Genomic DNA, 11323 nt, shown 5'->3' with positions numbered 1-11323 from the left:
ACTCCGCAGCCCACCCCGCCGCCGCCCGGCTCGTGGACTACCGCGGCTGGACCTCCCTGGCCGACTGGCTCTCGGGGTCGGGGCACGGCACCCGCATCGAGCCCGCCGCCCGCCCCGGCGTACAGATCGCGGTCCCGATCGGCACCATCGACTACCGCGACCCGCACCTGAACAAGACTTCCACCTGGGAGTACGCGACCTGGACCTCCCCGGTCCACCAGCTGAAGGTCCCCGCGACGGAGATCATCGCGTCCTGGAACGCGCACACCCCGGCCGGCACCTGGATCGCCGTCGAGGTGCGCGGCATGTACTCGGACAAGACCCGTACCCCGTGGTACGTCATGGGCCGCTGGGCCGCGGGCGACCAGGACATCCGCCGTACGTCCGTGGACGGCCAGACCGACAACAAGAGCACGGTCTACACCGACACGCTCTCCCTCGACAGCCCGGCATCCGGCCTCCGCATCGTCTCGTACGAGCTCCGCCTGACCCTGTACCGCAAGCCCGGTACGGACCTCACCCCCACGGTGTGGCGCGTGGGCGCCATGGGCTCCGACGTCCCCGACCGCTTCACGGTCCCGGCCTCCAAGCCGGGCATCGCCAGGGGCCGTGAGCTGGCCGTGCCGCGGTACTCCCAGGAGATCCACAAGGGCCAGTACCCCGAGTACGACAACGGGGGAGAGGCGTGGTGCAGCCCCACCTCCTCGCAGATGATCATCGAGTCCTGGGGCCGCAAGCCCACTCCCGAGGACCTGGCCTGGGTCAACCCTGCCTACGCCGACCCCCAGGTCTGCCACGCGGCCCGCTTCACCTTCGACTACCAGTACGAAGGCTGCGGCAACTGGCCCTTCAACGCCGCCTACGCCGCGACGTACCACGACCTCCAGGGCGTCGTGACGCGCCTGCACTCCCTCGCGGACGTCGAGAAGCTCATCCACGTCGGCATCCCCGTCATCACCTCCCAGTCCTTCATCGCCTCGGAACTGGACGGCGCGGGCTACGGCACGGCGGGCCACCTGATGACGGTCATCGGCTTCACCCAGTCCGGCGACATCATCGCCAACGACCCGAACTCCCCGACCAACGTCGCCGTCCGCCGCGTCTACAACCGCCGCCAGTGGGAGAACATCTGGCTCCGCACGAAGCGCAAGGACGCCAGCGGCGCCGTGAAATCCGGCACCGGCGGCGTCTGCTACCTCTACTTCCCGGCCAAGCCGACACCAACTCAGCACCGCGTTCTGCGGGAGTTGGGGATTTGCCCGTAGCCGCACCTGAACCCACCTCCAGCGGCAGGTAGCAGCAGTCGACCGTGACCTTGACTGACCGGTGCCCGAGCCATCGGATCACCTCGTGAATGGACACCCCATTCGTCAGGGTCACGGTCGCCCACCCAGACGCGGTACCGCGTCGGCGGATACCGGTAATTCGGGTGCAGTGTCTGTTGCTGCCGGTCAGTACTTCAGTGTGGGCTCAAGCGAACGGGTCGCCCGCCACCCCGCTGAGGCGGACCAGCCCGGGCTTGCCCTCGTCGGTGACGCGCACGTACAGCGTGTAGGCCGAGTTCGTCTCCTCCGCCTTGGCGCGCGCCCAGGCCAGGACCTCCTCGACGTCGGCGCCGGTCACCTCGTAGTCGTCCGACGTGTTCGCCGACCTGTCCCAGAAGTACGCTCGGTAGGTGGCGGCGTCCTGCTCCCAGGTGGTGTCTCGCGGATCCACTCCTCGTACGTGCATGGGGCGATCGTAACGGCCCGGCCCTGCCGGGAACGGAAAGGCTATTGATCGTTTGCCGCCCTCTGACTAATCTCCGTTTCGATCATCCATGCGGGGCCCTGACCTGGCCCACCGCGATGCGAAGCAGGGGGAAGTATGCGTAACTCACTGAGGGCGATCGCCGTTTCGGCTACGAGCCTCGTCATGGCCGGCGGGCTGAGCGCCGGTCCCGCGGAGGCCGTCAGTCACCATGCGGCTGACGCGCGCAAGTTCGTATGCAAGGCGTCGGCCGACAGGCCGCACTGGTCCAAGGGGGCCAAGAGCGTCATCTACAAGACCCGCGTCGAGTGCGCCGGCAGCGAGCCGACCATCAAGGTTCACTGCAAGGGCCAGTTGATCTATTCCGCCGGCGGGTCTCCTGCGACGGCCGCGACGTCGAGCGAGACGCGTACGGTCAAGACGGACGGCACGAAGACGACCTTCTATACACCTGAGGCGGGTGGAAAGAAGGTGGACTGGTCGGGCAAGTTCCAGGGTTCGACGCATTGCACCAGCCCGGGTGCCAGCGTCGAAATCGGCGACGCCAACACCCCTGTGGTCTCGGTGAAGGTCCCGTAGGAGACTGGTCATCGGGTGGGGTGGTGGACCGCCAGCGCCCAGATGACGAAGACGTCGAGTGCCATCACGATGACGGACCAGACGGGGGCGTACGGCAGGAACAGGAACTGGGCCACCAGACTGAGCGCGGCCAGCATGATGCCGGTCATACGGGCCCAGACCGCGCCGTTCAGGATGCCGCAGCCGACGAGGACGGCGACGACGCCCAGGATGAGCAGGATCCAGCCCCACCCGGTGAGGTTGATCCGGTAGAGGTAGTCGTCGAGACGGACGTACACCCCGTCCTCGGCGATCGCGGCGATGCCCTGGAGCACGAAGAGCACACCGTTGACCAGCATCAGGACGCCCGCGAAGGTGACACCGGTGATGACCCAGGCGCGGTTGTCCGGCTGCCCGGACCGGTGCGCTGAAGACGGCTGATCGGTCACGTCGTACCCCTTTCTGTGCACGGCTGTTCACGTCGCCGCGTGCTTCGACCCTCGCTGCCGTGTGCGCGGGGCACCACAGGGGCGGTGCCGTCCGGGTGACGCACCGCGGGCGGGCGTCACCATGCCTCGGTGTCCTCCGGGGACCGGGGCGCGGGCGCTGCCCGGCCGCGGAGTTTCATGGCCAGCAGGGGCAGGAGGAGGACGGAGAGCATTGCGGCGCCGACCATCGCGGCGGCCCGGTCCGTGCCGAGTACCTTCTGGTCCACTCCGATGGTGGTGATCGCGACGACGAGCGGGAGGCACGTCGAGGCGAACAGGGACAGGGCGGTCCGGTCCCGGCGGCCGAGGTCGCGGGGGGCGAGGGCCTGGACCGGTCCGCCGCGGACGAGCAGGAAGAGCAGCAGGAAGACCGGCACCAGGAGCAGGGCACCCAGGTCGCTCAGCAGCGCGTGCAGGTCGAACTCGATGCCGGTGACCACGTAGAACAGCGGTACCAGGAAGCCGAAGCCCATGGCCTCGACCTTGCCGAGTACCTCCGCGCTGCTCTCGGGGGCGGCGCCGTGCAGCACGAGACGGGTGAGGACGCCGGCAGCGAAGGCGCCGAGCAGGACGTCGAGGCCGAACACCGCGGCGAGCCCCAGCATGCAGGCGAGCAGCAGCATGACGAACCGGACGGCGAACTGACCGCTGCTGTGCAGGGTCCGCTCGACCAGCCGGGAGAACCAGGGCGGCCGCGGGCGCAGCGCCCAGAAGACGGCGACGGCCGTGATCGCGCCGAACGCCGCGAGCAGGGCCGCGGATTCGCCCGGCCGGCGCCCGCTGAGCAGCAGCGCCACGGCGACCACCGGCCCGAACTCGCCCACCGCGCCGAACGCCGACATCACGGTGCCGAAGCGGCCCCGCAGCTCCCCGCGGTCGCGCAGGATCGGCAGGACCGTGCCGAGGGCCGTACTGGTCAGCGCGGTGCCGATGACGAAGCTCTGGAACACCTCCCCGCCGGTGACCAGGAGGGCGAGCCCGATGCCGGCGGCGAGGGAGACCAGCCAGGCCCCCATGGCGCGGCGCAGGGTGTCGCCGCGGACCGCGGCGAAATCGATCTCGTAGCCGGCGAGGAAGATCAGCATCGCCAGTCCGAGATCGGAGAGCGTGTCGATGACCTGGTCCGAGTGGGCCCAGCCGAGGACGTCCGGGCCGATGAGGATGCCGAGCGCGATCTCGAAGATGACCAGCGGCACGCGGATCCGGCGTGCCGCGCCGTGGGCGAGGAGCGGGGCCAGCACGGCGGCGGCCATGATGAGGACGAGGGTTTCCGGATGCTTCATGAGCCGCTGCCGCGCCGCCGCGCTACGGGGTGACGATGGCGAAATCGGGGTCCGGGGCGCCCAGATGGCCGAGCAGCTCGGTCACCTTGTTCAGGTCCCCGGCCACCTGGACGTCCGCCCGCCCGGTCAGTTCGTCGGGGCCGGTGACGCCGAGGAGCACGGCGCGCAGGACGGCCTCGTCGAGGGTGATGTCGACGTCCGGCTCGGCCGCGGCCGGGCTGCGGCCGGTGACATGGGTGAGGACACCGTTGCGCAGCCGGAGCGTGAGGGGCGGGCCGTCCTTGAGGTTCCAGCGCACGGTGATGTCCGCGTCCCAGCTGCGCGGCCCGTCCACGCGGATGGCGAGGGCGTCGCAGAGCTGATCGAGGGTGAGGGCGCCGAGGAAGTCGGAGGACGAGGTGACGGTGGGCGTGCCGACCGGGCCCTCGCGCAGCTCCAGGGCGCCGGTGAGGTAGAAGTTGCGCCAGGGGCCGTTCTCGCTGCCGTATCCGAGCTGTTCCAGGGCGTCGGCCTGCAGGGCGCGTGCCGCCGCGTTGTCGGGCTCCGCGAACACCACGTGGTTGACGACCTGGGCCACCCAGCGGAAGTCGCCCGCCTCGTACGACCGGTGGGCCCGGCGCAGCACCTCCTCGGCGCCGCCCATGAACTCCACGTACCGGCGCGCCGCCTCGGTCGGCGGATGCTCCCACAGATGCGCCGGGTTGCCGTCGAACCAGCCCAGGTACCGCTGGTAGACGGCCTTCGTGTTGTGGCTGACGGAGCCGTAGTAGCCGTGGGTGTGCCAGGCCCGTTCCAGGGCCGGGGGCATCTCGATCCGTTCGGCGATCTCCAGTGGTGTCAGCCCCTGGTTGAGCATGCGCACCGTCTGGTCGTGGAGGTAGGCGTACAGGTCGCGTTGGACCGACAGGAACGTCAGCGCGCGTTCGCGGCCCCAGACGGGCCAGTGGTGGGAGGCGAAGGCGACGTCGGAGGAGTCGGCGAAGAGCTCGATGGCCTCGGTGAGATAGCGGGCCCAGGTGCGCGGGTCGCGGACCTCCGCGCCGCGCAGGGTGAGCAGATTGTGCAGGTTGTGGGTGGCGTTCTCCGCCATGCACAGCGCCGCGTGGTCCGGGAAGTGGATGTTGAGCTCGGCCGGGGCCTCGGTGCCGGGCGTGAGCTGGAAGACCATCCGGATGCCGTCGACGGTCTCCGTCTGCCCGGTGCGGGTGATGTCCAGGGTCGGCGGAATCAGGCCGACCGAGCCGGTGGAGGTGGTCTGGCCGAGCCCCGCGCCGATCTGCCCGCGCGGCCCCTTCGGCAGCGCGGCGCCGTACATGTAGGCCGCGCGGCGGGCCATCGCGGTACCGGCGTAGACGTTCTCGCTGACGGCGTGGGCGAGGAACCCCTCGGGCGCGATCACCGGAAGCCCGGCCGCGACCTCCTCCGCACTCACGACGCCCTTCACGCCGCCGAAGTGGTCGGCGTGGCTGTGGGTGTACAGGACGCCGGTGACGGGCCGGTCTCCCCGGTGGCTCCGGTACAGGGCGAGGGCCGCGGCCGCGGTCTCGGCCGAGATCAGCGGGTCGATGACGAAGACGCCCCGCTCGCCCTCCACCAGCGTCATGTTCGACAGGTCGAAGCCGCGTACCTGGTAGATGCCCTCGACCACCTCGAACAGCCCGTGGTCCGAGACCAGCCGGCTCTGCCGCCACAGGCTCGGGTGGGCCGTGTCCGGGCAGTCCTGGTCGAGGAAGCCGTACGCACCCAGATCCCACACCGCGCGCCCGTCCGCGCCACTGATCACGCTCTCCCGCGCCGTGCCCATGAAGCCGCGGCGCGCGTCTTCGAGGTCCTGCGTGTCGTCGAAGGGGAAGCGCTCCCGGACTGCCTGGTTGGCCCGTGCGATGACCGGCTCCGCAGGCTTCGGCTCCGTGTTCCGCGACGTCTGGTCGTTCCGCAGCATCTCGTCTCCCTCGAAGGCGGCAGTGCGGAGGCCGGCGGTGCGACAGCCGAGCCGGGTCCGGCCCGTACCACTCTCACTCGGGCGCTGCTTCCGGACTACCGGGTGTACACCGTCCGAGGGAAGTACGACACCGGCCGGACACCCCACCGACCACCTCACCGGTCATCTCACGCGAGCGGTCCTCACCGGCTGGCCACGGAGACCGGTGCCGGTCCATGCTCGAAACCCCCGTCCGGGAAGGGGGCCGGGGACCGAGGAGGGCAGATGAACAACGCCGTCCGCACGCGTCTCCCACACGGCGGCAGCGGTTCCCGCAGTGCCCGGCGGGTCCGCCGCCACGGCGCTGCACTGCTCCTGGTCGCCGCCGGAGCGCTGCTGGGCTGGGTGCTGCCGCGCTGGGAGCGGAACCTGCCGCTCGCGGGGCTGCGCTTTGACGCCTCCACGGCACAGGCGACGCTCGCCGCCATCGCCGGCAGCATGATCACGCTCGCCGGCTTCGTCGTCACGGCCATCACCCTCGTCGTCCAGACCGTCCAGGCGATGTCGCCCCGGCTCGTCGCCGCCCTCGGCCACTTCAGCCGCTACCTCGTCCTGTTCGGCCTGCTGGTGGGCACCGCCCTGTACGCGCTGGTGGCGCTGAGCCACATCCGGGGCCCCGACGTGCCCCGGCTCAGCGTGACGATCGCCGTCGGTCTGGTCCTCATCGACGCCGTCGCCGTCCTCCAGCTGCTGGCCTCGCTCCGCCACGCGGTCACCGGCGGCGGGCTGGCACGCGCCATCGGAGCCCGGCTGCGCACCGTCATCGACCAGCTGTACCCCGCTGCCGCACAGCCGGCCGCGCCCGAGGACACCGGACCGTCACACCGCCGCGAAACGGTCCCCCTCGTGTACCGGGGCCGGCCCGCGACCCTCTTCTCGGTCGACGAGCGTGCCCTGACCCGCCTCGCCGCCCGCCACGATGTCCACGTCCACTTCCTGTACGCCGTCGGTGACTTCATCAGGTCGGACACGACTGTCGCCCGCCTGCGGGTCCGGGGTCCGGTCACCGACCGGCACCGGAGGCTGGCCCGGCGTGTCGCCAAGTGTGTCCGCTACGGCCCCAGCCGGAGTGTGGATCAGGACGCGGCCTACGGAGTCCGCCTGCTGGCCGACATCTCCGTCAGGGCGCTGTCGCCCGCCGTCAACGACCCCACCACAGCGGCGCAGGCACTGGACCAGATCGAAGACGTGCTGCTGCGGCTGTCGGACCGCCCGCTCGGCCCCGCCTGGCTGCTCGACGGGGCCGGCCGGCCGCGGATCTCCTACCCGGCCCCGCAATGGTCGGACCTGGTCTCCCTGGCCCTCGACGAAACGCTCCTCTACGGCTCCGCCAACCCGCTCGTCGTCCGGCGTCTGCACGCCCTGCTCCACCGGCTGCACATCGCCACGGCCGAGGACCGGAAGGCGTCGGTCGCCGAACGGCAGCAGGCGCTGGAGCGGCTGGCCGCCACCGCACTGCCCGATCCACTGCTGAACCGCGTGGCGACGCGGCCGGGGCGGGACGACCCCGGAGCGGGCCGGGCGGCCGGCGAGATCGCCGGCCGCTGAGCCGAGGGCTGATCATCAGCCTTGGGCAGCTCGGGCCAGTTGCCGGGCCTCCTCCTGCGATTCCACTGCGGGTGCGGAGCCGGGGAGGGGGCGGCCCGCGGATTCCGCCGCGAACCAGCAGGCGACGGCGCCGATCGCGCCGGCGGCCATGAGGTAGTAACCGGGCACGTTGATGTCTCCGGTGCCCTCCACCAGCAGGGCGTTGAAGAAGGCGGTGGTGCCGCCGAAGAGCGAGACGGAGATGTTGAACGCGATCGAGAGGCCGCCGTAGCGGATCTCGGTGGGGAAGAGCGCGGGCAGCGTGGAGGGGACGGTGCTGTTGAAGCAGAGCAGCATCAACGACATCAGGACCAGGCCGAGGAAGACGGACAGCAGGGTGTTCTGCTGGATCAGCAGCACCGAGGGCACGCCGAGCGTGACCAGCATGGCGCAGCCGAAGTACATCACCGGCTTGCGGCCGATGCGGTCCGAGAGCCGGCCGACGAAGGTGATGAGCAGCATGCCCAGCGCCAGGACGGCGATCTCCAGGAGCTGCGCCCAGGTGGCGCTCACCGCGGGGGCGAACTTGCCGATGTACTCCAGCATGTACGTGGTGAGCATGTAGTTGACCACGTTGAAGACCAGCACCAGGCCCATGCAGATCAGCATCGGACGCCAGTACTTCACGAAGATCTTGCGGATCTCCTTGAGGGTCTGATTGCCCTCGCGGCCCTCGGACTCCGCGACGACGGCCTGGAAGGCGGGGGTGTCCTCCAGCTTCAGGCGGAGGTAGAGCCCGATGATGCCGATCGGCCCGGAGATCAGGAACGGGATGCGCCAGCCCCAGGAGAGCAGGTCCTCGTGGGACATCACGCCGGGCAGCTGGATGACCAGACCCGCCACGCCGCCGAGCAGATAGCCGGTCAGCGTGCCGAACTCCAGCCAGCTGCCGAGGAAGCCGCGCTTCTTGTCGGGCGCGTACTCGGCGATGAAGGTCATCGCCCCGCCGTACTCACCGCCGGTGGAGAAGCCCTGGACCAGGCGGGCGAGCAGCATCAGCAGGGGAGCGGCCGGGCCCCAGGTCTCGTAGCCGGGGATGAAGGCGATGATGAAGGTGCCGATGGCCATCATGATGACCGTGAGGGAGAGCACCTTGGTGCGTCCGATGCGGTCGCCCAGCGGGCCGAAGAACATGCCGCCGAGCGGGCGCACCAGGAAGGCGACGGCGAACAGGCCGAGGGTGCCGATCGTGCCGACCGTCTCGCTCGCACCGGTGAAGAACACCGCGGTGAGAACCGGCGTCAGATTGGCGAAGACACCGAAGTCGAACCATTCGGTGACGTTGCCGATGGCCGCCGCGCCGATTGCCCGTCCGGTGACTTTGGGGTCGGTGACCGTTATTTCTTCGGGCGTGAGCGCCTTTCGGTTCGCGGATTCGGTATCGGCATGCGCCGTCGGCACGGTAACTCCTTCATACTTTAGCCCCGGCCGGTATCGGCCGGGGCGCACTTCAGCTCGTCGCACGTTTACTTCAACTTGATATAGACAATCTTTCCGTTCGACGGGATGCGGGTGGCCCTGTCGACTTCGGCGACCGCGATGCTCGTCAGCAGAACGAGAAGGGCGGCGATCGAAGTCACCAGGGAGGTCGCTGCGGTGAGGGAGAGCGGAATGGTCAGCAGCCCGACGGCCAGGGCCGGGAGTCCGGAGCCCAGGGAGAAGGAGAGATAGAGGGCGCTGGTGATGGCGCCGCGTTCCTCTCCGGGGGCTCGCGCATCGACCGAGGCGGCCGCTCCCGTGTAGGCGAGCCCGTGTCCGGCACCTGCCACCACGGCCGCGACCAGGGTGAGGGGTGTCGACCTGCCCGCGGTGAGCGACAGGAGGGAAAGGCTCACCAGGAGACCCGTGAGACCGGCGAGCTGCGCGCGGCGCGGGCCGAGCCGGCCGACCAGAGGCTGGGTGAGGGCGGAACAGAGCAGTACGGAGCCCAGAATGCAGCCGGTGACCGCCATATCGTGGCGGCCGGACCGTGCCGGCAGCGCGGGAATGATCGCGAGAAACAGGCCGGCCGTTGTCCACGCGAGAAAAGCGACTGCCGAGGCGGTGGCGAAAAGTGCCCGCATTCCGCGGGGAAAGCGCGGAGCCATCGGCCGCCGGCGCTGAATTCGCCCGGCCGCGGGATTCGTGGTCGGCGCGAGAACGGAAACCCAGTACCAGGCGATTGCCAGCAGTACGACATGCAGGACGAAGGGCATGAGGTACGGGGCCGGGGCGTACTGGCCGAGGAATCCGCCCACCGCGGCGCCGAATGCGGTGCCCGCCACAAAGGCGATACCGGAAAGCACGGCACCCCGATGGCGGCCGCCCCCCGCCGTCGCCTCGCTGACGAGCGCGGCGGCCGCGCCGGTCGTCGCCCCGAGCGCCAGCCCCTGCGCGACGCGCCCGACGAGCAGCCATTCCACTCCCGGGGCGAGCGCGAAACAGGCCGAGCCCAGCGCCGCCAGCACGATGCCCGCACGCAGGACCGGCCGCGCCCCGAACGTGTCCGAGACCGGGCCGAGCAGCAGCAGCGCGGGCGCGCTGACCAGCGCGAAGACGGCAAAGACCAGCGTCATGGTCAGATCGTCGGCACCGAAGGCGTGCTGATAGCCGGGGTACAGCGAGCTGGGCAGGTAGGCCCCGAAGGTGAGTACGACCAGGACATAGAGCCCGGTCATCGGACTTGCGGACAACACGCCGCACAGCGTGGCATCGACGATCAGTAGACACAATCGCACGGATTTGGAGATGACCGTGCAAACTATTTGCATGATCGATCCCAAGCTCAAGGTCTTGCAGATGGTCGACCGCTACGGCGGTGTGACGGCTGCCGCGGAAGCCATGCGCTACACGCCGTCCGCGGTCTCCTACCAGCTGCGCCAGCTCGCCGAGCAGCTCGGCGTGAAACTGATCGAGCCCGCCGGCCGGGGGATCCAGCTGACCGCCGCGGCCCGCACACTGCTGCGGCACACCGCCCTCCTGCAAGCACAGTGGGAGCAGGCACGCAGCGAGCTGGCGGCGACGGCCGGGGAGCCCTCGGGCCCCTTCACCCTCTGCGGCTTCTCCACCGCCGCGACATACCTCTTGCCGCCCGCCGCGGCCACGCTGCGCGACCGCCATCCCCGGCTCGGGGTCCGGCTGGTGGAGGCCGAGCCGGCCCGCTGCTTCGAACTGCTCCTGGCGGAGGAGGCCGATCTGGGCCTCGTGGTGGTGACCCCCGACTCACCCCCGCTGAACGACGACCGCTTCGACCAGCAGCCGCTCCTGGACGATCCCCTGGACCTGATCGTGCAGGCCGACCACCCGCTGACGGCCCGGAAACGGGTCACCCTCGCGGACGCGGCCCGCGAACCGTGGATCCTCGGCACCCCGGGCAGCACCTACCACCAGCTGGTCGTGACGTCCTGCATGGCGGCGGGCTTCACACCGGACATGGCCCACCAGGCCGATGAATGGGACACCGGGCAGGCGATGGTCGCCCAGGGCTTCGGCGTGATTCTCGTGCCGCGCCTCGCCCGCATCAGCACCGAGTGGCCCGTGACCCGCATCCGGCTGTCGGGCGAGCCCGCGCCCGCCCGGCGGATCCTCGCGGCCACCCGCAAGGGCGCGGCCCGCCATCCGGTCATCGCCCAGGCCCTCGAACTCCTCCGGGCCACCGCCGGTGAGCTGCTCCCGGCCGGGCACCGATGACCCCTACG

The 11323-nt window shown here is 70.3% G+C and carries 10 protein-coding genes; 4 read left to right on the top strand and 6 right to left on the bottom strand.

Going from position 1 to position 11323, the window contains the following annotated elements; translation table 11 throughout:
- On the top strand, positions 1-1265 hold a 1265-nt coding region (locus CCS38_RS22895), incomplete at its 5' end, for a C39 family peptidase (protein WP_223735191.1).
- 205 nt (positions 1266-1470) lie between these two features.
- Here CCS38_RS22895 and CCS38_RS22890 read toward each other — a convergent pair.
- Complete coding sequence (locus CCS38_RS22890) at positions 1471-1731, bottom strand: hypothetical protein (RefSeq protein WP_223735190.1); 261 nt, start codon at positions 1729-1731, stop codon at positions 1471-1473.
- Positions 1732-1914: 183 nt separating this feature from the next.
- Here CCS38_RS22890 and CCS38_RS22885 point away from each other — a divergent pair, with 183 nt between their 5' ends.
- Positions 1915-2328 (top strand): hypothetical protein, encoded by a 414-nt coding sequence (locus CCS38_RS22885; protein ID WP_223735189.1) that lies wholly within the window; start codon positions 1915-1917, stop codon positions 2326-2328.
- 8 nt (positions 2329-2336) lie between these two features.
- Here the strand turns inward: CCS38_RS22885 and CCS38_RS22880 are convergent, their stop codons facing one another.
- From CCS38_RS22880 to CCS38_RS22870, 3 genes are all read right to left on the bottom strand, one after another.
- Entirely contained in the window at positions 2337-2756 is a 420-nt protein-coding gene (locus CCS38_RS22880) for a DUF7144 family membrane protein (protein WP_372457132.1), read from the bottom strand.
- A gap of 116 nt (positions 2757-2872) precedes the next feature.
- Positions 2873-4078, bottom strand: coding sequence for a cation:proton antiporter (locus CCS38_RS22875; protein ID WP_223735188.1), 1206 nt, complete (start codon positions 4076-4078; stop codon positions 2873-2875).
- A 22-nt stretch (positions 4079-4100) separates the two neighbouring features.
- Positions 4101-6020 (bottom strand): alkyl/aryl-sulfatase, encoded by a 1920-nt coding sequence (locus CCS38_RS22870; RefSeq protein ID WP_223735187.1) that lies wholly within the window; start codon positions 6018-6020, stop codon positions 4101-4103.
- 264 nt (positions 6021-6284) lie between these two features.
- Between CCS38_RS22870 and CCS38_RS22865 the strand changes: the two genes are divergently transcribed.
- Positions 6285-7607 (top strand): DUF2254 domain-containing protein, encoded by a 1323-nt coding sequence (locus CCS38_RS22865; protein ID WP_223735186.1) that lies wholly within the window; start codon positions 6285-6287, stop codon positions 7605-7607.
- 15 nt (positions 7608-7622) lie between these two features.
- Here the strand turns inward: CCS38_RS22865 and CCS38_RS22860 are convergent, their stop codons facing one another.
- Positions 7623-9047, bottom strand: coding sequence for an MFS transporter (locus CCS38_RS22860; protein ID WP_223735185.1), 1425 nt, complete (start codon positions 9045-9047; stop codon positions 7623-7625).
- A gap of 65 nt (positions 9048-9112) precedes the next feature.
- Positions 9113-10408 carry an MFS transporter gene (locus CCS38_RS22855; RefSeq protein WP_223735184.1) on the bottom strand — a complete coding sequence of 432 codons (1296 nt, stop codon included), beginning with the start codon at positions 10406-10408 and terminating at the stop codon, positions 9113-9115.
- Between CCS38_RS22855 and CCS38_RS22850 the strand changes: the two genes are divergently transcribed.
- The gene (locus CCS38_RS22850) at positions 10395-11315 is read left to right on the top strand and encodes a LysR family transcriptional regulator (RefSeq protein WP_223735183.1); all 921 of its coding nucleotides are present in this window, start codon (positions 10395-10397) and stop codon (positions 11313-11315) included. The genes CCS38_RS22855 and CCS38_RS22850 overlap by 14 nt on opposite strands.
- The last annotated feature ends 8 nt before the right edge of the window (positions 11316-11323 follow it).

The sequence above is a fragment of the Streptomyces purpurogeneiscleroticus genome, from assembly GCF_020024005.1.
Lineage (GTDB): Bacteria > Actinomycetota > Actinomycetes > Streptomycetales > Streptomycetaceae > Streptomyces > Streptomyces purpurogeneiscleroticus.
This window is presented reverse-complemented; position numbering and strand designations above follow the sequence as displayed.